General features: G+C 55.7%; 18 protein-coding genes, 1 other RNA gene and 2 pseudogenes. 9 read left to right on the top strand and 12 right to left on the bottom strand.

Annotated features, from left to right (window positions below; genetic code table 11):
• Positions 1-8: 8 nt before the first annotated feature.
• The 7 genes from zorB1 (at position 9) to BMS17_RS30460 (ending at position 10325) form a co-directional block, all read left to right on the top strand.
• Positions 9-752, top strand: a complete 744-nt coding sequence (gene zorB1, locus BMS17_RS10720; RefSeq protein ID WP_056741006.1) for a type I Zorya anti-phage system protein ZorB1 — start codon at positions 9-11, stop codon at positions 750-752.
• Positions 749-2377: a type I Zorya anti-phage system protein ZorC gene (gene zorC, locus BMS17_RS10715; RefSeq protein ID WP_077430905.1), complete on the top strand. Its 1629-nt coding sequence runs from the start codon at positions 749-751 to the stop codon at positions 2375-2377. Before zorB1 ends, zorC begins: the two co-directional genes overlap by 4 nt.
• Positions 2377-5625 (top strand): type I Zorya anti-phage system protein ZorD, encoded by a 3249-nt coding sequence (gene zorD, locus BMS17_RS10710; RefSeq protein ID WP_077430904.1) that lies wholly within the window; start codon positions 2377-2379, stop codon positions 5623-5625. The genes zorC and zorD overlap by 1 nt, the downstream gene beginning before the upstream one ends.
• A gap of 270 nt (positions 5626-5895) precedes the next feature.
• Positions 5896-7305, top strand: coding sequence for a DUF262 domain-containing protein (locus BMS17_RS10705; RefSeq protein ID WP_077430903.1), 1410 nt, complete (start codon positions 5896-5898; stop codon positions 7303-7305).
• Entirely contained in the window at positions 7298-9271 is a 1974-nt protein-coding gene (locus BMS17_RS10700) for a DUF262 domain-containing protein (RefSeq protein WP_077430902.1), read from the top strand. The genes BMS17_RS10705 and BMS17_RS10700 overlap by 8 nt, the downstream gene beginning before the upstream one ends.
• A gap of 616 nt (positions 9272-9887) precedes the next feature.
• On the top strand, positions 9888-10022 hold the full coding sequence (locus tag BMS17_RS30655; protein WP_256577166.1) for a hypothetical protein: 135 nt from the start codon (positions 9888-9890) through the stop codon (positions 10020-10022).
• 30 nt (positions 10023-10052) lie between these two features.
• Positions 10053-10325 (top strand): AAA domain-containing protein, encoded by a 273-nt coding sequence (locus BMS17_RS30460; RefSeq protein ID WP_218191584.1) that lies wholly within the window; start codon positions 10053-10055, stop codon positions 10323-10325.
• Between the two features lie 140 nt (positions 10326-10465).
• On the opposite strand, the gene BMS17_RS10685 is transcribed toward BMS17_RS30460, so the two are convergent.
• Positions 10466-11341, bottom strand: a complete 876-nt coding sequence (locus BMS17_RS10685; RefSeq protein WP_019582650.1) for a WYL domain-containing protein — start codon at positions 11339-11341, stop codon at positions 10466-10468.
• A 120-nt stretch (positions 11342-11461) separates the two neighbouring features.
• Between BMS17_RS10685 and BMS17_RS10680 the strand changes: the two genes are divergently transcribed.
• Positions 11462-11719 carry a hypothetical protein gene (locus BMS17_RS10680; protein ID WP_077430900.1) on the top strand — a complete coding sequence of 86 codons (258 nt, stop codon included), beginning with the start codon at positions 11462-11464 and terminating at the stop codon, positions 11717-11719.
• 10 nt (positions 11720-11729) lie between these two features.
• On the top strand, positions 11730-12782 hold the full coding sequence (locus BMS17_RS10675; protein WP_077432176.1) for an ADP-ribosylglycohydrolase family protein: 1053 nt from the start codon (positions 11730-11732) through the stop codon (positions 12780-12782).
• Between the two features lie 50 nt (positions 12783-12832).
• Here the strand turns inward: BMS17_RS10675 and BMS17_RS30650 are convergent.
• From BMS17_RS30650 to BMS17_RS10625, 11 genes and pseudogenes are all read right to left on the bottom strand, one after another.
• A pseudogene (locus BMS17_RS30650) lies at positions 12833-12967 on the bottom strand (integrase); the annotation flags it as partial.
• Positions 12968-13058: 91 nt separating this feature from the next.
• Complete coding sequence (locus BMS17_RS10670) at positions 13059-14762, bottom strand: LeoA/HP0731 family dynamin-like GTPase (protein ID WP_077430899.1); 1704 nt, start codon at positions 14760-14762, stop codon at positions 13059-13061.
• On the bottom strand, positions 14762-18007 hold the full coding sequence (locus BMS17_RS10665; protein WP_077430898.1) for a DUF726 domain-containing protein: 3246 nt from the start codon (positions 18005-18007) through the stop codon (positions 14762-14764). Before BMS17_RS10665 ends, BMS17_RS10670 begins: the two co-directional genes overlap by 1 nt.
• Positions 18008-18564: 557 nt before the next feature.
• Positions 18565-18936: pseudogene (locus tag BMS17_RS10660) on the bottom strand (integrase arm-type DNA-binding domain-containing protein); the annotation flags it as partial.
• Positions 18937-19123: 187 nt separating this feature from the next.
• Positions 19124-19521, bottom strand: a transfer-messenger RNA (tmRNA) gene (ssrA, locus tag BMS17_RS10655).
• Between the two features lie 114 nt (positions 19522-19635).
• A complete protein-coding gene (locus BMS17_RS10650) occupies positions 19636-19887 on the bottom strand; it encodes a hypothetical protein (protein WP_077430897.1) in 252 nt (83 codons plus the stop codon).
• 301 nt (positions 19888-20188) lie between these two features.
• Entirely contained in the window at positions 20189-20464 is a 276-nt protein-coding gene (locus BMS17_RS10645) for a hypothetical protein (protein WP_046031906.1), read from the bottom strand.
• Positions 20465-20664: 200 nt separating this feature from the next.
• Complete coding sequence (locus tag BMS17_RS10640) at positions 20665-23475, bottom strand: FAD-binding and (Fe-S)-binding domain-containing protein (protein ID WP_077430896.1); 2811 nt, start codon at positions 23473-23475, stop codon at positions 20665-20667.
• Positions 23472-24143, bottom strand: coding sequence for a lactate utilization protein (locus tag BMS17_RS10635; protein WP_077430895.1), 672 nt, complete (start codon positions 24141-24143; stop codon positions 23472-23474). Before BMS17_RS10635 ends, BMS17_RS10640 begins: the two co-directional genes overlap by 4 nt.
• Complete coding sequence (locus BMS17_RS10630; protein ID WP_046031909.1) at positions 24143-25597, bottom strand: LutB/LldF family L-lactate oxidation iron-sulfur protein; 1455 nt, start codon at positions 25595-25597, stop codon at positions 24143-24145. Before BMS17_RS10630 ends, BMS17_RS10635 begins: the two co-directional genes overlap by 1 nt.
• Positions 25594-26418: a (Fe-S)-binding protein gene (locus BMS17_RS10625; RefSeq protein ID WP_046031910.1), complete on the bottom strand. Its 825-nt coding sequence runs from the start codon at positions 26416-26418 to the stop codon at positions 25594-25596. The genes BMS17_RS10630 and BMS17_RS10625 overlap by 4 nt, the downstream gene beginning before the upstream one ends.
• Positions 26419-26425: the final 7 nt, after the last annotated feature.

Raw genomic sequence — 26425 nt, 5'->3', positions numbered from 1 at the left:
GCTAGTCGATGTTTGGTAAGCAAATGCCTTCGGTTGTCCGTTCAAAAGACGAGGGAGAGAAACCGTTCTGGATATCCTTCGCTGATTTAATGACCGCGATGATGATTCTCTTTCTCGTGGTCATGGTGGCGGCTTTGAGTTCTGTGACGCAGCGTATTAACCAAGCGGAGCAAGGAGAGAAGCAACGTAATAGGGACATCAGTCAGATCTGCGAGCACCTGAGCCTTAAGGCGAAGACTGCCAGTAAAACCATCGTTGTGGACTGTAAGGACAACCGGATTAGCTTCGGCGATGCTGGCCGATTTGGGCATAACCAGTACGCGCTGAGCAACGATGGCCAGTCGGCACTTCAGGAGGTTGTGCCGATGATTCTGGACGCGGCTAACAGTGAAGAAGGCCGAAAATGGTTCAAACAGGTTGTTATCGAGGGATCGACAGACACCGACGGCTCTTATCTTTATAACCTGCACCTTTCACTGCAGCGTTCAGAGTGGGTGATGTGCAGCCTGCTCGATAGCCGCAGCCCGCTCCAAGTCGGATTGTCGCCGGAGCACCAACAGCAAATCAGATCGATTTTCCTGGCGGGCGGTGTGTCGTTCAACAATGCAAAGGACACCAAAGAAGAAAGCCGGCGAGTGGAGTTGCGCATGCAGTTCTTTGGCTTGAAGGAAAAGGAGGACAACCTCAAGCCAGAGGTACCGGTGTTCAACAACACCGATATGGAAAAGTGTCAGTTGGCGATGAGCCGATGACTAGCCCAATCGCGAGGCTTTCCGCCGCTATTAACCTGAGTCTTTCCACGCATCGAACGGGGCCGGCGCCAGAACCGTTGGCGCGATTCCCCCGTCTGGGTGCTGCGGGAATTGATCTTTATGAGCGATTCGAGCGCGCTGAAAAGGCCTTACCGCCACCTCAGGAAAAGCGCCGTGCTGCGATAAGCAAATTCCGTAATGTACTCCCGCTCAACGCCTCTGAATGGCGCTTGGTCTTCGCCGGCCTCTCGGACAAGAGTGAGCGAGTCGGGCCGATACTGGACGATGACCAGCTTTATGCCCGAGTGCACGAAGAAATCCATCAACGTATTGAAAAACGAAGGCTGAGTCGTCGGGATTGGTTGGCGCTGTGTTTCAGTTACTTCGGGTACGAGGCCGCCACGCCTGACAAGAACGCCAATTGGTGTCTGTTGCGTGAAGACGTTCAGCTTGGCTTCGACTGCGTCAGAGGCCAGCAAAAACGCGAGAAGGAATGGGTGCATATCGTCCAGCAGCACCAGGAGCTTTTTTCCGAGCAGGCAGGTGCCAGGCTGGGTGACCAGATGTTCAAGGGGGAAATCAGCGACCTTTCAGCATTGCAGACGATCGCGCAGATCCCTGACAGCAGTTGGCTGTGGCGCAGAATCTTTAACGTATTGATCTCTCGTATTTTCCTGTTGGATGACGCCGAGTTTTCTCAGCGCTTAGCGGACCTTGTCGATATCGGTCGGCAGCATCCGCGGTACATGAACGACATTCTGAGTGCATGTCTGTCGCGTTATCACATAGCCGCCTATCGAGAAAAGCCGTCGTCGCTGCTCAAACAGGTTGCACTCGACAATTGGGGCAGCCCTCAGATCCGCTCCAGGCAAAACAGCTGGCTGCAGTATGTTGAAAAAGACGTCTGTGCGATGGTCGTGGCGTGGTTCGCGAAGGAGGATCTGGAGCACTTCTTCAACCTGTTGAAGGGAGACTCCGAGGTTGATCAATCGCGTCTGCACTATTGGCTGCGATTTGCCAACCAAATGAGCTACACCCGAATTGTTATGGGGGCGGATGCGTGGAATGACGGCGGACGGGACTTCGTTCATTTCCGTGAGAAGAACAAAGGGCGCTTGAGTCGTTTGGTAGGGGGTTCCAGCCGCAACAACGCTGTTGTCATGCAGATCGGAAACTATTTCTTTGTTGAGTTTTCCGGGACGGGCAATGCTTGTTTTGTGTACGAATCCGACAAATCGCCCTTCGATCCGGATAAGTTTCAACTTGAGCTGACCTCTGAGTTGAAGCAGCCTCATCGCGCGAAGGCTCGAATGCTGCATACGCCGGCGCCTAGTAAACCAACTCGAATAGAAGGGTGGCTTCTCAAGTTTGACGACTCTCTCGGAAAACTGGGCATTCGCGTGCAGAGTCAGGCCGGCACTCTAGGGGCATCCAAACCCATGGCTTTTGAAGACCAAGTCCGTGACGCCCTGAAGTCAGTCAAACACAAAGTCTATGACCAGCGCGCGCGCGGCGGTGCGTTTCAGGTCCAGCTTGACAACAACGACCTGGCCGCCGTTGCTGCGCTCCAACGCCTGGGCTTCAAGCCCGTCAATCACCAGCCACTCCGGTTCTGGAGGCAGTAATGCTCAAGCGTTTCCTAAAGGGGATTGGCCTGCAGCCGAGTTCGCCGGTAGAAAATACTGAACCTGCTTTTTCAATTGAAGAGCAGGGCATTTGTTATTCCTTGAGCTTGGCGGAAAACGTAGAGTCCTGGCCGCTGGCAAGCTATCTGGATCAGTTGGAAGAGGAGGAGTTCGTCTCCCAACTGAGCGATCGCTGGCTTCTGACGTGGGATGAACTCTATCGGCTGCTTGATGAGCCGGAGCATTTATCAAGTCTGCCGCTTTTGGGGTTACCACCACAGACAACTCTCATCCCTCAACTGAGCAGCCAGGGCAGTCTTGCCTCCGACGACTTCAAGGTCGCTATCAGTGGATGGCGTGACCCGCAGTCCAACGCAAATGTACAGGTGCAGCGTACGGGTGCCATCATCCAGTACCACGAAACAGTGGAAATTCTGCCCAAATCGTCGTGGAAACTGACCGGTGCGGTGCGGCAACTTTACCTGGCTCAACAAAATGAGCCGGGTGAAGTAACTAACCAGATTGGCTGGGCTAGCATCAGGAAGTTGGCGCGCAAGGCTGGTGCCGGTATGGATGGCTTCTTGGATAAGACCGTCGTTATCAAACCTGAAAGCTTGCGACTCAATCCGCGAAAATCGACAGTAGGTAATACGCCTGTTATCGAGCTGGAACCAAGCTTCGAAGGCCAGCCGGCAAACTGGCTTGAAAGTTTCGACGGTGCCAATCAGGTTCAGGATCGATATCGGGTGACTAGTGATGATGGATCGCTGACACACGTCCTGATTGATCCCGAAGTCAAATCTGTATTGGACTACGTACGTTCGTTGCCCGGGCGTCGGGTCGCTGGCGACGATGCTCTTTCTTTCGTCCGCAACCCTTACAGCGCACTCGGCGAAAGTGCCGCGCAAGTGTTGGATGCTGAGACTTATGAAGACGACCTGGCCGAGGCTGGGATTTTCTTTCATCGCTTTCATCTGGAGCCCAAACTGGATGAAGCGGGACAGCGCATCGAGCAGGTAAATCTGACTCTCGAACCGATCTCTCCAACGCCGCAAGCGCCCATCGAAGTTGAATTCAAAGCGGCCTATGAGCTCGCGCCGTTCGTGCATGAATTGCAACTGAAGTTAGCCGCTGGAATGCCAGCTGGTTTCTGGCAGGGCTATGAGCTGGAACTCAGCGATTTTGATTTGCGCCAGTTGGCAGGCATCAGCGATCTGCTTAAGCGTTGGCAAAACGAAGCGGCCGGTATTGAGTTCGACTCCGTCCTGGACCTGTCTCTTTATGGCGACCGTGTGACTGGCATCGGGGAAGCGGAAAAAATTACTTCGCCTTTCCTGGTCAAAGAGGCGACCGAGAACTGGTTACCGAAGGATGTGGCCGCGCTGGGTATTGACGCAGAAATCCTCGGACGTTGGGATCCATCCGACCGCGCTCAATTTGAAGCGTTTGAGCAGCGATTGGACGAAGCTCGCGCTGCCGGTGATGAAACAGTCTGTTTGCCAGAGTCCGAAACACCGCTCTCGATTGCCGCCGCCGAGCAACTGTTTGCTGCCTGGTCCAAGAAGATCTCCCCTGTCGAGACCAGCCTTGTCCGGCCACAAGAAAAGGTTGGCCGCGCCGTACTGCAAATCGGCCACAACATTGATGAACCGACCTACGTTCAGATTCGCCAGGCAGCATTACGCGCCGCTTTGGACGCAACGCCAGAGTTGCCCAGTTTGCTCAAGCCTGAGGTCGTCTTGCGTGAGCACCAGCTTCAAGGCGTCGCGTGGTTGCAGCATTTGTTCCGCTTGTCCCCCTCGGACGTGTCAGGTTGTTTGCTCGCTGATGACATGGGGCTTGGAAAAACGATCCAGTTGCTCACCTTCCTTGTCTGGTACCTGGAAAAGTATCCACAAGACAAACCGACACTGATCGTCGCCCCAGTTTCATTGCTTGATAACTGGGAGCGAGAGCTTCATCGGTTCTTCTTCGCTGATGCGCTGCCAGTGCTGAAGTTGTATGGCTCAGCCTTGAGCGCAGTTAAGTTCAAGAAGGAAGAAATTCCCGCCGACTTGAAAGCAAAAGGCATCAAGAATCTTCTGCGCCCGGGTTGGATGGGCGGCGCCCGAATCGTCCTGACGACTTACGAGACACTTCGCGATCAGGAGTTTTCCCTAGCGCGCCAGCAGTGGTCGATCGTCGTGTGCGATGAAGCGCAGAAGCTGAAGAACCCCGCGGCACTGGTGACTCAAGCGATCAAAGCCATTCCTGCGAGATTTCGAGTGGCGTGTACCGGTACGCCTGTCGAGAACACCCTGATCGATCTCTGGTGTCTGTTCGACTTCATTCAACCAGGTTTTCTAGGTGGTTTGAACCAGTTCGGTCGCGAGTATCAGCGCCCAATCGAAGCCGCGTTGGAGCGTGACACGGTTGCCCTGGAGCGCCTTCGAGGGCTTATCGATCCGCAGACTTTGCGCCGAACCAAGCAGGACATTGCCAAAGACCTGCCCGCCAAAATCGAAGACACAGCATGCCGTTCACTTAGCATGCATGCCTTGCAACGCAATCTGTACCTGTCCGAAATATCCGCGTACAGCCAGAAGCAGCAGATTGAAGAACAGCTCGATCAAAAGACTTCCGGCATGCTCGGGTTGCTGCACAAGCTCAAGCTCATTTGTGCTCATCCTTACAGCGTTCAGCCAGACAAGCGATTGCGCGACAACTCGCCGAAGCTGCAATGGTTGATGCAGACCCTTGAATCGATCAAAAGAACTGGAAATGGCGACAAGGTCATTGTCTTTACCGAGTTGCGTGATATTCAGCGGGAGTTGCAGCACTCGATCCAGGAGCATTTCGGGTTTCGGGCAACCGTCATCAACGGCGATACCAGTACCTGCAGCCAGAGTGCGAATAGCCGGCAGCGGCTGATCGACCAATTCCAGGAGCTGCCGGGATTCGCAGTCATCATTCTATCGACCATCGCTGTCGGGTTTGGGGTGAACGTGCAGGCAGCCAACCACGTCATTCACTTCACCCGTTGCTGGAACCCGGCCAAGGAGGATCAAGCGACGGATCGGGCCTACCGGATTGGGCAGGAGAAGGATGTGTATGTGTACTACCCGACGGTTCGGGATGCGCAGATGCCGACGTTTGAAGCGACGCTGGATGAGTTGCTGAGTAAACGACGAGCGTTGGCGCGGGACATGTTGAGTGGGGCTTCGGATATTCAGGCTTCGGACTTTGAGGCGCTGCTGAAAACACGCTGAGCCCGACTTGCAGGAAAACGTTGCTTGGCGATATGTCAAATATAAGTACAGGTAAGTTCCTGCTCGGATTTGCAAATAGGCAAAAACCAGCCAAGTGGCGCTTGTCTGGTACAACCTGTGAGTGGATTGCTTACCTGTGCACACGTCCAGTATTGGCGCCGAAAGCTCAGCGGCTTACTGTGCGCAGCATCCGAGTCTGCTGCCCACCTTAACCCGCTCTCCTGAGCAAGGCATGATGCAAGAACTCCTAACCGGAAGAACCCGACTGCTATGACCAATCTGAGCACGGAAGCGATTCACCTGCCGCAACCCACTGAACTATCCAGCAAGATCGTCAGTGTCTATGAACTGCTTATGGATTCTGCGCTGGATGTTCCCCAGTACCAGCGTCCCTACAAGTGGACCGGGAAGAATATCAACCAACTGTTCTCCGATATCGCCATCCACAAGGACAAGTCCGCCTACCGCTTGGGCACTATCGTTTTTCATCAAGAGGGTGGGACAAGGAACATCGTCGACGGCCAGCAGCGGACTGTCAGCCTGCTGCTGGCGGCCCGTGCGTTGATTCAGCGTAACAAAGAAAAAAAGCTCGAACGCAAAGACCTGCAAGAGCGCCTGCTTAAACTTGAGCAAGCGATGGTGAACCCAAGCTTTAGCAGCGAGATCTCGCAGAAGAACATCCACAGCAATTACCTTGAGGTGGCCCGCATCGTTTCCCGTGCGGACTTCACCGAGGTGCATATCGACTTCTTCCTGAACAAGTGCCAGGTCGTGGCCGTGGCCTTGAACGATGTGTCGGAAGCCTTCCAATTCTTCGACTCGCAGAATGCGCGGGGCCGGGACCTGGAGCCCCATGATTTGCTCAAGGCTTATCATCTGCGTGAGTTCGGCCCGCATGACGAGCCATTGAAGGCGGCAACTGTAGCGCGTTGGGAGAACAGCGACTCCAAGGAGTTGGCCACACTGTTCTCCCAGTACCTGTACCGCATCCGCAACTGGTCGAAAGGGGTTTCTGCTCGTTACTTCAGCAAAGATGACAGCGACTTGTTCAAGGGCGTGAACATCGACACGGTGGCCAGCTATCCCTATGTGGAGCAACTGCGCATCGCCCACCATTTTGTCGATAACTACAACGGGCAGTACGAGCGCAAGATCGACTCGCGCGAGCTCGGTTTTCCCTTCCATCTGGACCAGCTCATCATCAATGGTCGGCGCTTTTTTGAGCTGATCAGTCACTACCAGAGCAAAGTGGCGCGGATCAGCGCCGAGTCCTGGAACGGGCATGAACTGGTGGGGGCTGAAGGGCTCGATGGCTATGCGAAAACTATCATGGATACCCTCAACACTTACCCGGCAAGAACCCGAACCGGCGATTGTTATGTACGGGCGATGTTCGATTGCCTGTTGATCTATTACATCGACAAGTTTGGTCACGCGGATATCTCCCGCGCCATCGAAAAGGTTTTCATCTGGGCCTATAGCCTGCGCCTGAAGATGCAGGTAGTGCAGCTGGCAAGCATGGATAACCACGTGCTGGAGAACAATTTGTTCAGGTTGATCAAAGACGCCACACGTCCTGCCGACTTTACCAACTGCAGCCTGGCGGTGATGAGCGGTACGAAGTCAACCAGGACCGGTGAGATCGAGGCTCTGTTCAAGGCGATGAAATATTATGAGTAATGAAATCAGCCAGCTTTCCATCAAAGCGCTGCTGAGCGGTAGCGTTGAGTATGTTATCCCGATGTATCAGCGTAATTACGCCTGGGAGGAGGGTGAGATCACTCAGCTGATTCAGGACGTGATCGACTACCTGCCAATGACCTCTGATAAAGCGCGCAATTACTACATTGGCACTCTGGTGGTGTATGAGCGCCCGGATAGCAAAACCCCGGTGTTTGAAACCATTGACGGCCAACAGCGGCTGACGACCCTGTCGTTGTTGACGTCGTATCTGAAAAACACCCGGTTGGTGGATCTCGCCTGGTATTCGACTTTGAGCATTCACTTTGACAGCCGCGAACATTCGCGCGCGACCTTTGAGGCCATCTTCGAGGGGAAGTTCAACGACGATCCTGCCGAGGTATTGGTCGAGAGGCAGATCAATACCGGAATCCTCAATGGCTATCGGCTGATCCAGAAAGTCTTGCCTCAGAAGCTGAAGGAGAAGGGAATTTCGCCTCAGCAATTCGCCGACTACTTGTTTGACTTCGTACAAATCATGCGGGTTAAGGTACCGGCTGATACGGACCTGAACCATTACTTCGAGATTATGAACAACCGCGGTGAGCAGCTGGAAAAGCACGAAGTGCTCAAGGCGCGGATGATGGAGAAGTTGCAGGGCTGCGAGCGGAGTCAGAATTGCTTGCACGCAGTGTGGGAAGCCTGTGCCAACATGGAGCGCTATGTGCAAATGGGCTTCACGCCTGGCCAGCGTGGCAGCATTTTTGGCGAAAAGAACTGGGGACGGTTTGAACTCGCTGACTTCGATTCGCTTCGGGCTGCGTTGCACAGTACGCAAGAGGTGGCTGCCCAGCAGGACACTCGCTTGACCCTTGATCAGATCATTGCCAAGGCACCGGTCGCTGCGAAGCAGGATGAGCCAAGTGAGGACTCGCCAGAGCGTTTCAACACGATTATCAACTTCCCGAACTTCCTGTTGCATGTGCTGCGCGTCGATATCCAAGCGGACATCCCTCTGGATGACAAACGCCTGCTCGACACCTTTGAAGAGTACGTATTAAAACAACCCGACCCAGTGGCCGCGGTGAAGCGTTTTACCTTCAGCCTGTTGCGCTGCAAGTATCTGTTTGACCAGTATGTAATCAAGCGCGAGTTCATCAAGGGCGCTGATGGCTGGAGCCTCAAACGCTTCAAGTGGAATGAGGGCGGTGAGCGCAGCCGCGCTGGTCGAGGAAGTTATGTGAATACCTTCGGCGAAGAGGACGGTAATGAAGGCATCAACCGTCGCATTCTGATGCTGCTGTCGGCATTTCATGTTTCTACGCCAACGCTGGTCTACAAACACTGGCTGAATGCGGCGCTGCATCACCTGTTTCATGCTGATCAGATTGACGCTCAAGCTTATCTTCAACACATGGAGTCGGTCGTCAAGGCGTTTGTCTTTGACCGCTTTCTCGCTCCAGAGGCTGGCCTGGAGTACTACGCGATCATCTATCAGAACAAGGGTGGATGTCAGACACGCCGCGAAAGCATTACGGCGGAGAAATTTGAGTCCAGATTGACGTTTGGCAACATTGAAAACAACCTGGTGTTCAACTTTCTGGACTACCTGCTTTGGCTTGAGCACGGCGCAAGCGAGCCGGTTAAATCCTATGAATTCACCTTCCGTAGTTCGGTAGAGCATTACTACCCGCAGCACCCATTAGACGGACAAGTTCAGCTCGACGCTGACACGCTTAATTCATTCGGTAATCTATGCCTGATCAGCCACAGCAAGAACTCTCGTTTGAGCAATTTCATGCCTATGGCGAAGAAAGAGTTTTATCAGAACAACAGCATCGATAGTGTCAAGCAGTATCTGATGATGGAAACAACATCTTGGGATGTCGACGCTATACGTACGCATTGCGAACAAATGAAAACCGTGTTGCTCCAGAGCCTCGCCAGTAAACACGAAACCGAGTAACGATGCAGGTGCATCTGGTAACTCAACAACCTCGCTCTGAACACCGCATCCGGAATGGCGCTCGGGCCCAGGATGCGGTTCTCAGCGAAAACTGTCGACTCGGCCGATCACGACACTCCTTGTCGCGAAGCCCCCTCATGCTTCTCTCATCAACAGGCAAAGCGATGGTTTTCATCGACCCGAGCTACTGAGATCTGTAACCCCGAGAGGCTGCACCATGAAAAATCTGTTCGCAATTGTTGGCTTCATCGTCGTAGCCAAGAAAGGCTACGAGTTCTTCCGTGAATACATGGAGATGAAACAGGCGCTGGAAAAACGAGCGGCTGAATCGGCCTGACAACTGCGGTACTGTCGACCGCGTTTTTTCCACCACCAACAGGTTCTTCTCTAATGCCCTGGCCACCACATCCCTTCACATTTACCTGCCCCCAATGCCATTGGCATAAAACAACTGTGCCACCCAGCGATGCGCTGCGTGAGGGCAAAGACTGGTTTTCAGCTTGCCCTGCATGCCAGCATGTCGACCTGGATGTCCGGCCTGCGACGGGGCTGGAAATCTTCAAGGCCAAGCTGGCGCGACCGTTTAGCTAAAGTCTCATTCAGTGCGAGGATTGCGATGTGTAAAGATCAAGCTGAAGGTTACTTCTTGCGCCAGCGTTATGTGGATAACAAGGGCGTCGAGCACGAGATCTGCATCGAAAACATCCTGGTAGTAGCCCCCTATAACCTGCAAGTGCAATTGTTGAAATAAGTGCTGCCAGCGGGTGCTCGAGTCGGTACTGTGGATAAGTTTCAGGGGCAGGAAGCAGAGATCGTCATCGTGTCGATGGCGACCTCGAATGAAGATTATCTGCCCCGAGACATTGGTTTTCTGTACTCGAAGAACCGCTTGAATGTGGCCGTCAGTCGGGCGAAGTCACTGGCATGTATTGTCGCCAGCCCTGATCTGACAGCCATTCGTTGTCTGACTCCGCACGACATGAGCCTGGTTAACGGATTGTGCATGGCTGTCAGGTATGGAACGGTTGCCAGCGCCCCTGTTCGTCGTGCATAGCAATCCCAAGGGGCTTTTACATCTATCAGGTAAACCTGGCTCGAAGTGTGCTCCTGGCCTGGCAGAACGTGGACTGGCCACAATGACCGCTAGCCCACACTCGACCATGAACGAAGCACATTGGAAAAGGGAGATGCGCGTCAGTCATTCATGAGCCAGGGACGCAACTCCTTGAGGTTGGTTGCTACGATTTGCTGTGCCTCGGGGTTAGTGGCCTGATTTCTCGGGTCGATCTGATAGCGTTGCAATACATACTTCACCAGCGCTCTACGACTGGGCACCACCAGCTGGCCATCAGTCATGCCAAAGTCGGTTTCGATGATTGACTTCTGCGCTGCGTTCAGCCGCCCATCGGCTGCAAAAATGACGGGTATCTCGGTATTCCAGTCTTCATCCAGCTCACGAGTGTTCTGCGATTCGTCGAGCAAATCCGGCTGGCCCCGCAGGCGGCTGAGTACAAAGTCGCGGTACTGGCCGTTCTTCTCGCAGTAAGCCCGCACATGCCAGCGCATACCGGTGTAGACCAGTGTGTGAGGGGCGATCAGTCGAATTTCCACGTTCGGTGTATTGAGCGATACGTACTCGGTTTCCAGGCGCAAACCATCGCGACAGGCCTTGAGCAATGGGCGCAGGACCTCCGGCCGGATCGGGCGATCCGGGACTTCCAGCACCTTGGTGTGAGCGTAAGCCAGGGCGAGCCCATCAATGTGAGGAGCGCGTTCGTTGTTCTGGTAGAGCAGGTGCAAATAGGCGCTTGCACTGTCGTCGATGAACAGCGGCGTGAACGCCTTGCCGGGCACGTAGCCTTTTATTTTTTTGTCATATGTAAGGTTTTTAGGCGCATGTTCCGTGATGTAGGTGTTGATGTCCTTGGACGCCTGCTGGCGGCTGATACCGAAGCTCTGCATCAAGTGTCCCGTGGTCAACCGGCCCTCCCACCAGGCAACGGTCTCAATTAAGCGATAGCGTAGTGCCAGATCCCAGCGTACCTGCTCGATAGATTGCTTGCGTTTCATACCCTCTCCATGTGCGCGAATACTTTACCTGTATAAGTCTACATTCTAGACCTGTCATAAATCACTACATATCGTGTGTCTGGTATTCGCAATGAATTGAAGTCACGAAAGGAAGTGGACATGAATATGTCGGAAGTGTTTTCGACAGGGGCTTTGTTGATGATGGGGGCAATCCTGTTGGTACTTCTGCTGCAGTACCTAAGGGTGCGTGAGCTCTGGCAGATGGCCTTGGAATGCCAAAAGAATGCGCGCTGGGCGCGGATTTGGGAGGCAGAGAACCGGGAGTTGCGTTCGGCGCTACGCGCTGAAAAAGCGCACATCGAGCAGTTGCAAAGAAAGCTGGTGATTTTGCAGGAATTGATCCCGGCTGAGGGATAAGGGAATGGACATGAACAGACTTGAACGGATCAAAGGCTGCCTGCTGGGAGGCGCTGTTGGCGACGCGTTAGGCGCCCCAGTGGAGTTTCTCGAGTGGTCGGTAATCGAAGCTAGGTTCGGTCCACAGGGAATCATCGATTTTGTTCCGGCTTACGGAATCACCGGCGCCATCACCGATGACACTCAGATGATGCTCTTTACCGCGGAAGGCTTGATACGGGCCTACGTGCGCGGTAGCTCACGAGGGGTTTGCCACGTCCCTGGCGTTATCCATCATTCATTACTGCGCTGGCTGATAACCCAGGGCCATGCTGCTGTGATACCGGTTGATCGGGACGGATGGTTGATCGAGCAACCGGTGCTCTGGTCTCGTCGCGGGCCTGGTACTACCTGTCTCACTGCACTCAAGGCCAGTCCCCGGCTGGGCGCAGTGGCCGAGAACAACAGCAAAGGCTGTGGTGCCCTGATGCGAGCCGCACCTTGCGCCTTCTTTGCAAACGCCTTTGACTACGCTGCCCAGTCAGGGCGCCTGACCCACGGAAATCCTACAGGCTATCTGGCGGCCGGGCTTTTCGCCGATATTCTCCAGCGCATTGTCGATAGACAAGACAGCCTGGAACACGCGATCACTCAGAGCCTGGCCCAATACGGTCAAGTTCCCGGTATGGAAGAAACACGAGCCCTCATTGAGCGTGTTCTCTTCTTCTTTTACGAGGGCTACCAGCCTACCGCGCAACGAATAGGCGAGCTCGGTAGTGGCTGGGTCGCCGAAGAAACGCTGGCTATCGGATTGTGGTGCGCCCTGGCAGTCTCCTCGTTTGAAGAGGGCGTGATCAGAGCGGTGAATCACGGCGGTGATAGTGACAGTACCGGGCTCATCGCCGGGCACTTGTTGGGGGCACAGTATGGTGCTGCAGCGATTCCTGCTCGATGGTTTGATCGACTGGAATTGCGTCAGGTTATTGTGCAAATTGCGGAGGATGTCGAGCGCATTCCGCGTGAGTATTGCGGGTATGACGGGGAGTTCGATCAGCAGATCGAGCTGGCATATCCCGGAAGTTGAGGGGCTGTGCCAATAAAATCCCACTAAGCCATCATCGGGCATCTGCGCTAAATGTAGTCGGCCCGGTTGTAGGTACTGTGTACCTCATCTTTATCGACGTGGGCTAGCGAAATCTCGATTAACTCGGGATACCGACCTTGTTCATTGAGGATGGCGCTCGCCATTTCTCGCATGTCGTAACTTACAACTCCGTTCGCAAATACCTGATATTCGATAGTGGATTAGCTCTGGCCGTTCAGGCGCCCGTTGCATCCTGCTCCGGGCACCTGAGCAGAGTCAGTTCAATCTTCTGAATTCTGCGTCGATGGCCTCAGCTTCAACGCGCCATGCTTGAAAGCGCTGCTGACGTACACGGCTTTCATCCAGATTGATTTGCAGTTCTTGTCGGCGTGTATTGAGCAGCAGGTAGTCGGGGAAGAACTCCTCCTTGAAGCGCTCGGAGTTCACAAGAGCGAGAAAGTCCTGACGCTGCTGTTCGAAGTTGTCGACCATTGTTGCAATGGTCTTCTTGAATGCTTCTTCGCGCTTGTATTGCTCCCAGCTGTCCCAAGCCTCAAGGGCCACACCGACCAAGGCCAGTGCCCCGTTGGCGCCTTTGGCAAACTTCACGGCGCCCCATGGTTTGAACTTCAGGTACTTGCCGATATCCATACCCACCGTCTTGGCAATCGTAGTGAGGCCATCACGTGCGGCCAGTACCGTGGTGTTGTTGATCAGGTTGCCTTTGAGCACGTGGTTGATGCCTTGTTTGCCCAAGGCTTTGACGGTGGTGTTGAAGTGGTTGACCTCGCTATCGAAGCCAACCTGCATCTTTTCGACCTCAAGCGTGATCGACTGGGTCTGGCGGCTGAATTCATTCTGCAGGCGGGTAGACAAGATAATGCCTTCGGCACCGACCTCTCGCTCGAAGAAGTCAGCGAAGGTTTCCAGGCTGCAACCTTTGGCTTGCAGGATCAGGTCGGAGAAGTAGCGAGTGGCAAACTCGCGCAAGCTGATGCGTGCGTGTTCGATTTGCTGCCCGGTAATTGTCAACTGTTTGCCCAGGCGAGCATTGAGCTCGTCGAGCTTATCGACCTCCAGGGAAACCTTCTGATCGTTCTCGATGGCAACGGGTAGTTGGTTGCTGAGCACGTCACGGATAACGCTGGCGCGCATTTCGTTGACCAGCGCGACGCTTCCACCGTTCTGCTGCATCTTTCCTGTGGTGGCCGTCTGCAACATGGTGATATGCGACAGAGCCTTGAACTGCTCGAGATTGTCCAGCCAGTGCTCCACACCCATGTCGAAGGGGTTGGCAGCCACAGCGACAATGGACAGTTCGGCCGCTTCCTGGTCGCTCAGGCCGATCTGTTCGCGAAGCCGGCCTGTCACGTTGTCGCGCTTAACCTGCAGGTTGGCCTGGTAGTCCTGCTCGTCATCCACGTCGGCCACTTCATCGAAGCGACTGAGGACGAAAACTGTGCGCGGTAGCAGGTCCAGTGTGCGGAACAACCAAGTCAGGTCATCCTTGTGGCTTTCCTTGACGGGGTTGGTCGAGTTCATCACGTAGAGCACCAGGTGAGATTCGCTCACATACTTTTTTGTGATGTCCTTGTACTTCTCGATGGTGTGAGTTTCGGCATTTTCCTGTTGCTTGAAGCCGAACAGCCCTGGGGTGTCGATCAGCACAAAGTCTTCGTCGACTTCGTAAACTTTCACCTCATTGGAAGACTCCTGGTGACTGATCTTCATGCTGGATCTGTCCAGCTTCTCCATCCAGGCCGCCGCAATCGAAGTCTTGCCTTCAGAGAACCCGCCAATCAGCGCGACCTTGAGTTTTTCACCAGACACGCTGTTGATGACATTCTGCAATTTGCTGCTCAAAGTAGGGTCAATCGGTACTCCGGCCTGCGCGCCATGGCCGAGAAAATCTTTCAGCCTGTCGAGCAGCGTCAGCGCGCTTGTCTGTTGGGCTTTGAACGTCTTGAGAGTGTTTTCCATTACAGATTTCCTGCGATTTCGATTTGGCGGGAGAGGATTTTTAGGCGGTTGGTCGAGCGAGCCAGCGTATGCACCTGATTAGCGGCTTGTTTACCAGGCGCTTCCAATGCGAGGTCGAGCTGGTCGATAGTCCCCTGCATTTCCCTCAGGGCATTTTCCAGGCTAACACGCAGCGTGTCGCGCAATTGCTCGGTGGCGCTGCGCAGGTTTTTATCAAGGGCTTGGCGTTGCTGGGATTTTTTGTAGTCCGTGCTGAGCGCGCTCCATAATGCTTTGCCGATCGAGACCAGTGCGGTAAGTACAGAGGCCCCAACAAGCCACAGGCTGGCCCCGCCTGTGAACGGTGCCGCGGCAATACCGACAAGGCTGGCCAGCAGTCCCGCAACCTTGATGCCGTTGTCGATCTTTATGTTGAGGTTGAAATGCTCGTTAAATCGCATGCTGCCGAGCTTTGCGTAGCTTGCGGTCAGCTCTTGGGCATGTTTTTCGAAGCGCGCAAGAATATCCTCGGCCGCGTTCTGGAATTTGCCGACCTCTGCGATCACTTCCTTGGGCAGTTGCCTGCCCAGCTGTCGCTGTTGGGTATCGAGGTGGTCACTCAGGGCATTCTTGAAGGCATCGTTGCTGATATCGTCTTCAATGCGTGCGTAGACACTGTTACGCACGTTGCTGGCGAAGTCGTCAATCAAGGTTTCGCCGCAAGCCTCCAGACGTTTTTTCAGCGCCTGGAAGCTGCTGTTCAACTGACTTTTGGCGCTTTGCTCTTCCTGGGAGAGCTTGTTCGACAGGCCGATCAGGGTTTGCTGAACGCTTGAGAGTGTTTCGGTGGTCTGGTTGAGCGCCTCATTGGCCTTGTTAAAGTTGGCCCGAATGATCTTGGCCTTGCCATTATGGATCAACCGACTGTTTAGCAGCTGCAGGAAGGCGCGCAGGCGGGACTTTTCCAGTAACTCGTCGGCACCGAAGTCCGCGAGCACCTTGCTGCGGCGTTTGGCATCCTGCGACCCCGGCGCGAGGTGGTCGGTCGAGGCAAGGAATGCAGGCAGCGCGCTTAGCGGGAACACCTCCTGATAGTGCTTGCCAAGCTGCTCGACCATCTTCTCGTCAAGCCCAGCAAGGCTGGTATTTTCGTCGTTGGAGATCAGTGGGCGGTCAGTCAGCGAGTGCTTGGGGCTGGTGATCTTCTTGTTGAAGATGGTCCATACCTCTGTTTGAGCTCCCAGGTGCTGTTTGATTTTTTCCAGTGTGCCTTGGTGCTGGCCGTCGCCCGTTTGTGGCGGTGCGGGCTGGTTGGTGACATAGAACACCGCATGAGCTGTCTGGACGGCACGTTCTATCTGATCGAGTACCAGGCCTTCCTTGCCTTCGATACCGGGTACATCCAACAGAGCGAAGGGCTGGCCGTCCAGCTCGAGTTCATAGCGCTGTGTCTCTCGGGTAAAGTCGGCCCTGCCGTCACCGATGATTTCACCATCGGCATGAACCTGCAGTTCCGCCAGCAAGTGTGCCAGCTGGGTTTCATTTTCCAGGCGCTGCTGGACAAGAGTTCGCTGATGGTGTGCTGCCTCTGCCTGCTGGGCGGCAAGCGCCGCACAGGTATCGTCGCGCGACGTTGCGATCACGCCCAGCTGCCGCTCCAGAACAAGGCGCTCCTGCCCGGCGTTCTGCTGTTCGGCGTCCAGGGTCGCGGCAGCGCTGTCGCGTGCCGCAGTGGTCTCTGTCAGTGACGCGATGGCCTTATTCAACTCGACCTCTTCCGGCATTTTTCTGAACAGGTTCAACAGAGTCTGCCAGAGTGAGGCGGTGCTTTTACGCGTGGCGAGAAGGGTGTGCAGGCGGGTGACGGCTGCAAGGGTGTGCTTGTGCGATTGCTCGCGTTTTTCAAGTGCGCTGCCAAGCCGTTGCGTCAACTCACTGAATTGGGCGTTGGCTTGGTCGAGGGCGCTCTGGGCTTCCCTGAAAGGCTGTTCGAATTGCTGCAATGTGACACTCAGCTGCTGCGTCAATTCGCCAAGCCGAGCTTCAGCTTGCTCGATGTTCTGTTGCAACCGCTGCAGGGTTTCTTCAGTCAACCCATACTGCTCGCGCAGCTTGCGGAACGCCTGCTGACTGGCTCGCTTTCCAGGCTCCTGGAGCAGGATGCGCAAGGTCTCGATGAGGGTCGATTTGCCTGCGCCGGTTTCGCCGTAGAAGGCAATGGTAAACGTGTTCCACTCGGCGTTTTTCTCTAGTTCGGCGAGCCGCTCGAACAGTGCTGTCCGATGCTCGGTAAGCCGCCGGAGTGCCTCTTCTCGGGCCTGGTTCAAGGCTTCGTCGTCCGAGGGATGTCTCAGTTCACCTATGATGAGTGCCAGCTCGTCGTTGATTTGCTGGTAAACCTCACGTGGGCTGTTCAGTTCGAGTGTCATGTCGCGCTCTTCGGCGGGTTGTTCGGGCGCCAGAGTTGGCATGAGTGTGTCAACAGGTGTTTGAGCAGGCTCAGGCGAGCTGGGCGTGCACGCTTTGAAGCGAGTTGCGGCCAGCACTTCGGGTAGCCGCTCCCAGTAATCGGTGTGGCCAAAGTCGTTCATCTCGATGCTTTCGAAGTGCTCGACCTTGTTACGTCCCAAGCAGGTTTCACCCCAGTTCAGCAGCAGGGTTTTGTCTGCCTTTGAATAGGCATTGATCAGTCGCCCTTGGAGCAGGCCGCGCAGCTGGCGCGCTTCGATGGCCGTTACCTCGACTGCGGCAGCCATCAGCAGCACATCGTTGATGGCCAACTGTTGCCTGTTCGTGAAGTTTCTCAGGCTACTGACGACCACCCTGCTGCCGAGCGAGTGGCCGATAAGGTTGATGGTCTCGATCTGTGGGTGGTTGCAGCGCAGGTACTCTTTCAACTGCTCTAGTAAAACCACTCCCATTCTTTCCGCCCGTGAGCGGGCATCGGTGAAATTCTTCAGCCGGTCCTTGGCGAAAGAGCCCGCAAGGCCCCAGTAACCGACGGGCCCAGCAGTGCTTCCTACCCCAGAGGAAAGGCCTGCTGTGCCTAGCGCCCAGAGCGACGATTTGTCGAAGTGGAGATAGTGATTTGAAGGCCAGAACGCGAAGATGTTGGTGTAGTTGCTGAATTGATCGGGAATTTTTTCGAGTAAGAGCTTTTTTTCCTGGTCACTATGCCCAGCGCTGTACCCGTGGATAAATATGTTGGCTTCTGTCGTGTTGGGGCTGGCAGATGGTGAAGTCTGGAAATGAAATGGTTGGGGCATGTGAGTTCTCCCTATCCACGGTCATGCCGCTTTTCGAGCAGCGTCTGTGAATAGGTGTAGTGCGAGGACGCTAGAAGCAGGTGCAACAGGAGCAGTTGCCTGAGGAGAGAGTCCTTGGCTTCGGGCATAGCTTCTTCCTTGTCGTATTGAGCCGTAGTGACGTTTACTGACAGCACTTATATGGCAAATTTACCGTGATTCGGTAGCAATTTGCCATGCTTGCGACTGGCAACTGTCATTACCCAAATGAGTGGCATTGGATCTGAAGCTCGCTTGGCGAGTTGCGTGGCGCATTTTGGGGCTTGTGGGCGGCGCTGAGGGTTGTAACCGAAGTGTTCTTATTGTGTGCTCTTCATACGGATGAAGCTGGCAGTCACGGTTGGGGTCGCGATGAAGCTGCGCTATTCAGATGCTTGAGTAGGCGGGATGCCTTCTGGGATACCAAGCTATCTGGAACTTCCAAGATCTCTCTTGCCCACACAGGCATTGTAAATCATTGATTTTAACGGATTTTTTTCGCAAAAAAAGACGTGCGTGGACGACTTTAGATGATGAAATGGTGGGACGGAATCCTTCTTCAGCTCGAACCAGGCGGTAGCCACGTTTTCGAAGGTGTGTTCCGTTTCCGCTCGTTTGGCTTCCTGCATCTCATTGCGCTGAGCTTTTGGGTCGATGCCCTGTGCAAGCAGCTCTCTGGCCTCAACGGTTTTCTTCCTCGCTTGCGCAAGAGAAACCTCGGGATAGGAGCCGAGTGCCATGTTGATTCGGTTCTTGGTTACTGGATGCCGGTAGTTGAAATTCCACTGCATCGAGCGATTGACCCTGACTCGCAGCTGGAGCCCGTCGCCATCGGTGAGGACGTAATCCTTGTCTTTCGGTTTGACCGCCTTGAGCTGGCGGTCGGAGAGGCGGGTGGTTTGAGCGCATATGAGAGGTACTCCATGACACCTTTTGGTATTCCCAAGATTAGCGCCGGGTAGCCGGGAATACCATTGGGAATACCAAACCGCCTGGAACTCAAAAAAACTGGAAAGCCTCCCTCAGCCCTGAACCCCCCGTATTAACTGGATTTCAGGCACAAAAAAAGACGTCCTTGGACGTCTTTAGATGTTGAAGTGGTGGAGCCGGGGGGATTTGAACCCCCGTCCGCCAGTACTCCGCTGTCGGTACTACATGCGTAGCCGTTTCTATTAAGTTAACCCTCAGCGACCCGAAGGGCAGGGTGCTTTGGGCGAGTTGTGTAAGTTTTAGCCGCTTCGTCCACAACGTACTGCACGGCGATTCTGTTCTATATGACAATCACTTTGGGTTTACAGACATCCCCTGGTGATTGCTGGACCCGAAGGTACCAGAAGCTCAGGATCTAAAGCTGCTTACGCAGCGAGAGAGAATTCCTGGCCGTAGGTTTCGTCATTGGCAACTATAAGTAGTTGCAACAGTGGATTTACGAGTTCTGTTACCAACTCGGCATGCACCTAAAGTTTCGCAACCGGCGTCGAATCCTAAACGGCCCCGAGCCTGTTGCTCCGTGAATCAAAGTGAGCAACAAGCCTCTGCAGTGTACGCCAACACGCCTCAGAAGGCCACCCGCAAGGTTGGCCTCGATTGATCATGGGGTGGTTCCTTGTTCAATTTGCCATCGACAATGCCTGGCTGGCCTCGGTGGCGCATTTTTTTTCATCGTTGGCGGCTTGTGAAGCCTTGGCGCTGGCCAACAGTCTTTTGATCTCCGGCGCATTGCTGGAGGTCGCTGGCAGCGAATTCACTTTGGCTTCGAGCTCTTGCAGCTTGCTCGTACACAGGTTGTTGTCCGCAGCAAATACGGGAGAGGCCAGCATTGCAGCAGAAATGAACAGACCAGCGAGTGCGGTACGTTTCATGGGTATCTCCTCGAACTGATGGTCTCGGTGCTGCCTATGGGCGGGCGGCTCGGCCGAGTCTGAAAAATCAGCCACGATTGATGGGCTTATCCAAAAGACTACGGAGCGGCACAGGAATTCGGTTTTTGCAGAAAAGCGATGAAAAAACTGTGTGACAGGAGCTATGGCACTAAAACGGATTACCAAACCCCCAGATGCAACAAAACCCGCAATTGACGGGTTTTGGTTTGCTTCGTATTTGCTGGAGGCAGCACGCCAACACGGCCCAGAAGGCCAACCCGAAGGTTGGCCCGGAGCTGAGTTACTTCCCGCCTTTGTGCGCGTCGGTGATGGTCTTGATGATGTCGTTGGTCTCGGCGATGCAATCATCAATACCTTCCTTGGTGCCTTTTGCCTGGTCGGCTTTGGCCTGCTTGACGGAGGCCTCCACCTGGTCCGCCATTTCCTGAGGAACCTGTGCCTTGCCGTTTTCAATGGTTTGCAGGTTGACATCGCATTGGGTTTTTTCGGCCGCAAACGAAGTGGAAGCCATCATGGAAGCAGTAACGAACAAACCTAAAAGCACAGAACGATTCATGTGTTTCTCCTTGGACTGAAGGACCAGGCATTGCTGGCCATCAAAACGGTCTACCGATTTTTTAGGAGGTCCCGCATTAGCGGGACTTGGTCAGTGGACTGCGGCGGCACGTCAGGGTTCTTTTTTTTGCTTTAAATCTGTCGTTTCCAGCAAGAAGCATAAGCACGGCATGCCTATGCTTCTTCCTTTAGATCCTGCTATCAGGGCACCCTAGCCTGGGTAACGCGGTCCACCAGATAGACTAGTCCGTGGTAGTCAATGCCGCCATGTTGCGTCAAACCAATCTCACAAGTGCGGCTGGTAGAGATCCCTTCGCTGCACTGCTGAACCGCGTCCTTGAGCGTGCGCAGCGAGTGGGCGTTCAGTTCGGGCGTCGTGAAACCTTTGTCACCGGCAAACCCGCAGCAGTGAATACCTTCAGGAATCACCACGTTTTTACTGCATTTGCGCGCCAGTTCGATCAGCGCCTGACTTTCCCCAAGGTGCTGAGTGCTGCACGTGACGTGCACTGCAATCGGCGCTTCCTGCGGTGTGAAGTCGAGGCGATCCATCAAATGCGTACGGATGAAACGCACCGGGTCGTACAGGTCGAGTCGAACTTCCCCCAGGTCTTGAACCAGCCGTAACGTACACGGGCTGGTGTCGCAATAAATCGGATCAAGCCCGCCGCGACTGGCGTGCAGTAATGCACCGATCAGCTCCTGGCGCTTGTGTTCGGCCTGTTCGGCGTAGCCTTTGGAGGCGAATGGCTGCCCGCAGCAGAGGTTGTCCAGGTTGTCCGGGAAGACCACTTGGTAACCGGCTTTTTCCAGCAGCCCACGGGTTTTGTCGTACAGCGACATCTGCTCTTTATCCGCCGCCGCCGGGCCCATGACCCGCGACACGCACGCCGCCAGGTACACCACGCGAGGGCGTTCGTCCGATACGGTGGGGCTGAAGCGAATGGCTTTTTCCGGCTGCGGCATGGCGTTGGTCCATTGCGGGACCTGACCTTTGGACAGCTTCGTCAGCGTCGCCGAAAGTTTCGCCAGGCGTGGTGCTCCCAGCAGCATCCGTGCGCCATTGGCGACGTGCAGAGTGAAACGTGCACCTTGCAGCGCCGTGGCGAAATTGCCTTCCAGCCAGTTGGCAGTTTTCGTACGTGTTGCGTGACGGCTGCGCAGCTTTTTCACCAGCTCGCCGGTATTGATGCCGACAGGGCAACGTTGAGCGCAAAGACCGGTGGCCGCGCAAGTGTCGATGCCTTGGTATTCGTAGGCCGCTTCGAGTTCGGTGGTATCAGCGCCCGCCCGCTTTTTCGCCTGAATATCCCGCCAGATCACGATGCGCTGGCGCGGGCTCAGGGTCAGGCCTTTCGAGGGGCAGACCGGCTCACAGAAACCGCACTCGATGCACTTATCCACAATCTCGTCGGCGGCCGGCAATGGTTTGAGGTGCTTGAGGTGGATCTGCGGGTCTTCGCTGAGCACCACGTCCGGGTTGAGAATGCCGTTGGGGTCGAGCAGGCGTTTGAGCTGCCACATCAATTGGTAGGCATCGCTGCCCCATTCCAGCTCAACGAACGGCGCCATGTTGCGACCGGTGCCGTGTTCGGCCTTCAACGAGCCGCCGAATTCCACCGCCACCAACTGCGCCACGTCGTCCATGAACGCTTGATAGCGTGCGACTTCTTCCGGGTTGTTGAAGCCTTGGGTGAAGACAAAGTGCAGATTGCCTTCCAGTGCGTGTCCGAAAAGGATCGCTTCGTCGTAGTGATGTTTGTCAAACAACTCGATCAGGCGATTGACGCCGATGGCCAGTTGTTCCACCGGGAACGTCACGTCCTCGATGATCACCGTGGTGCCGGTTTTGCGCACGGCGCCGACGGCGGGGAAGGTGTCTTTGCGGATCGCCCAGAGACGGGCGTTTTCCACCGGGTCTTCGGTGAAGTCGACCTGTTTCTCCACCGGGAACGAAGACAGCGACGCCATGATCTGCGCCAGTTGTTCCTGCAGCAATGTGGACGATGCGGCGCGGGATTCGATCAGCAGCGCGCAGGCATTGTTCGACAGGTGTTGTACGAAAGACGGCATGCCGGGTTTGTCTTGCACCGAGCGCAGGCTGCGGCGATCGAGCAGTTCCACGGCCGACACCGGCTGGCTTTTCAGTACGCTGACGGCGTTGCAGCAGGTTTCCACATCCGGGAATACGATCAGCGCGGACGCCTTGTTCGGGTGATCGATCACCGTGTCGTACGTTACGGCACTGATAAAACCGAGGGTGCCTTCGGAACCCACCAGCAAGTGGCTCAAGATATCCACAGGCTCGTCGAAATCCACCAGCGCATTGAGTGACAGGCCGGTGGTATTTTTCAGACGGTATTTGTGGCGGATTCGCGCAGCCAATTCGGCATTGGCGCGGGTCTCGCGGCCCAAGGTCGCCAGGCGTTCGAGCAACGAGGCGTGGCTTTGGCGAAACGCCGCGACACTGGCCGAATCTTCGGTATCGAGGCGACTGCCATCGGCCAGCACCAGCCGAATGCCGGCCAGGGTGTGATAGGTGTTCTGCGCCGTGCCGCAGCACATGCCGCTGGCATTGTTGGCGACGATACCGCCGATTTTGCAGGCGTTGATCGAGGCCGGGTCCGGGCCGATCTTGCGGCCGAACGGTGCCAGCCAGGCGTTGGCCTGCGCGCCGATCACGCCCGGTTGCAGACGGATTTGCGTGCCTTGGCCGCGGATCTCGCGACCATTCCAGTTCTCCCCCAACACGATCAGCACCGAATCGCTGATGGCTTGACCAGACAGGCTGGTGCCGGCGGCGCGGAACGTTACCGGGACATGATCCCGTTGCGCCAACTTGAGTAGCGAGACCACTTCGTCTTCCGACTCGACGCGAATCACCAGCTTCGGAATCAGCCGATAGAAACTGGCGTCAGTGCCAAAGGCCAGGGTCGATAGCGGGTCGTCGAAACGTCGCTCGTGGGGGATCAGTTTTTCTGCATCTCTGAGGAACGCCGTCGGTAGACTCATTGGTCCTCCAGGATCAGAACCACGAGGTCTTTCGGTCCATGCGCGCCGTAGGCCAGGACTTGTTCGATGTCCGCAGTTTTCGACGGGCCGGATACCAGCAAAGCGTTGGTCGGCATGCCTTGGGCCCAATTGAATTCCTGCTGCACCTGATAGAAGTTGTCGCGGATTTCACTGGCCTTGAGCAGCGCGAAATGCACCGGCGGTACCAGGCTCATCAAGCGCGGTTCTTCACGCGTCGGCCAGAGAATCAGGCTGCCGGTTGCGGCAATGGCGCCAAGGGTGCCGGTGAGGCTGGCCGGGGTGTCGTTGAACAGCTCGGCTTTCCACTCTTCAACTGGACGGTCGTAGGCTTTGAGCGCCGGCAGCTCAGGATGATTCGTCCAGTGCGCAGTGATGCGTTGACCGTGGGGCGTCGTCGGGGCGATCAGCAGGCTTGGCAACTGGCGATCACGCAGCAGTTGGGCGAGCAATGCAGGCCAGGCTTCGCTGGAGGTCAGATGGATTTCGGTGTGCACCGCTTCCATCAGTTTGCGCAGTTGTGGAATGCGTTGTTCAGGTGTGTAGGTGTAGGGCGCGGTCACCAGTTCGACGTCGAATTCGTCAGGCACGGGCGTAGTGCCGGTCAGACTTTTCCGTAACTTGGCAAGGATGTTTTGCTTGGCGCTCATCAACGGTCTCCCTGTTTGGCCAGGTGTTCGCGGGCCATGTCGTGCAGTGAGCGGGCGGCGGGCTTTGGCGCGCTGTGGTTTTGCGTCCAGGGGCCGACATTGTTCGGCGTGAGGGCACGCAGGCGAGTGGCGAAAAAACCGAACAGGCGATAAAGCGTCGGCGAACTGTTGAGCCTGGCCCAGGCGTTCCAGATGAACCGCTCCTTGCGCGAATACTTGCTGCCTTGACCGCGCATGACCTGATTCGGGCTGTCCGGGGCTTTGACGTTCTCTTCCCGCAGGCGACGCAGCAATGCAGGGATAGGAATTTTTACCGGGCAGACTTCGCCGCAAGCGCCGCACAGGGATGAAGCGCTGGGGTGGTCCGGTACTTTCGCCAGGCCGACCATATGCGGCGTGATGATTTTTCCGATAGGCCCAGGGTAAACCTCCCCATAGGCGTGGCCGCCGATTCGGGTGTAGACCGGGCAATGATTCATACAGGCACCGCAGCGGATGCAGTTCAGGGTCTGGCGCAATTCGCTGTCGGCAAACGCCTGGCTGCGACCGTTGTCGAGCAATACCAGGTGCACTTCCCGGGGGCCGTCGAGTTCATGCTCCTGGCGTGGGCCGGAGATCATGTTGACGTAGGTGGTGATCGGAATGCCCAGCGCCGAGCGGGTCAGCAGCGACAGCAGTGGCACCACGTCACGCAGGTTTTCCACGACTTTTTCGATGCCGGTCACGGCGATATGCACGGGTGGGACAGCGGTGGTCATGCGCCCGTTGCCTTCGTTTTCCACCAGCAACAGGGTGCCGGTTTCGGCCACGGCGAAGTTGACGCCGGAGACGCCGATGTCCGCTTCGAAGAATTTCTGCCGCAAGACTCTGCGACCGATCTGAATGAGTTGGTCAACGTCCTTGGTGTATTCCACGCCAAGTTTGTCGTGGAACAAGGACGCGACCTGACCGGCATTCTTGTGGATCGCCGGCATAATAATGTGTGAAGGCTTCTCGTGGTCGAGCTGGACGATGTACTCACCCATGTCCGACTCCAGGCATTCAATGCCTTGAGCCTCGAGGACATGGTTCATCTCCATCTCTTCGCTGACCATCGATTTGCCCTTGATCACTTGCCGCCCCTCGTGAGCGCGGATGATCGAGAGGACGATGCCATTGGCTTCGTCCACCGTTTCCGCCCAGTGCACTGTCACACCGTTGCGGGTCAGGTTCTGTTCAAGCTGCTCGAGCAGGTCGGGCAACTTGGATAACGCACGGGCGCGGACAGTATTGCCCAGCGCTCGCAAATGTTCTCTTTCGTGGGCATCGCTGAAGGACGCTGCCCGTTTTGTCATCAGTGAATCCATCGCAGTGCGAAAGTTGTTTCGCAGTTGCTTGTCGTCCAAAGCCTTGTGAGCCCGGGCGCGAAAATCCTCTTCTACGGCAACCGTAGGAATAATCGAGGAAGTGCTCATTGGGCACCTCCGGTTCGCTGCCAGAGAAAACTGGCCAGGTGTTGGCCGCGCAGCGCTTCCTTTTGTTTCTCCAGCGAGCCGTTGATGTTCATCAGGCAACCGCAGTCGGCACTGAGTACCTTGTGCGCGCCGGACTCCTTCAACGACCGGGTCTTGTCCACCACCATCGCACCGGAAATGTCTGGCATACGGACGCTGAACGTCCCGCCAAAGCCACAACATTCACTTTCGTGATCGTGATTGACCCGCTCTACGTTGCTCAATTGCGCCAACAACTCGCGACCGTGCAGGTGGGTGTTCATTTCGCGGCGTGCCGAGCACGACGTGTGCAGCGCCACTTTGACCGGCTCGCCGCTGTCCTTGAGCTGCACCTTGCAGACAAACAGCAGGAACTCGGCCAGCTCATACGTCCTGGCCGCCAAGGCCCGAACCTGTTTCAACGTCTGCGGCTCGTCCTTGAACAAGTCGGCGTAGTGTTCGCGCAACATCCCGGCACACGATCCCGACGGCACCACCACCGGATAATCCCCGGCAAACAGCGCCAGTTGCGAGCGCGCCACCGTCCTTGCCTGCTCGGTGTAACCCGAGGTGTAGGCCGGTTGTCCGCAGCAGCTTTGCCCTTGCGGGTACTCGACACGAATGCCTTCGCGTTCCAGCAAGTGAATCGCGTCCATTCCGGCTTCGGGGTAGAACAAGTCCACCACGCAGGTTCCGAACAGGTAAACCCGTGACGGTTTCTCGCTAGGGTATTGCCGAGGCTCGTGCAGTGGCGGGGCGACGCGGGTCGCATTCGGCACGGCGTTGTAAAAAAGCTCGCTCATCAGGCGT

Source organism: Pseudomonas sp. C9, assembly GCF_002000165.1.
In the GTDB taxonomy this organism is placed as follows: domain Bacteria; phylum Pseudomonadota; class Gammaproteobacteria; order Pseudomonadales; family Pseudomonadaceae; genus Aquipseudomonas.
The sequence above is the reverse complement of the archived record's forward strand: the minus strand, read 5'-3'. Positions and strand labels throughout refer to the sequence as shown.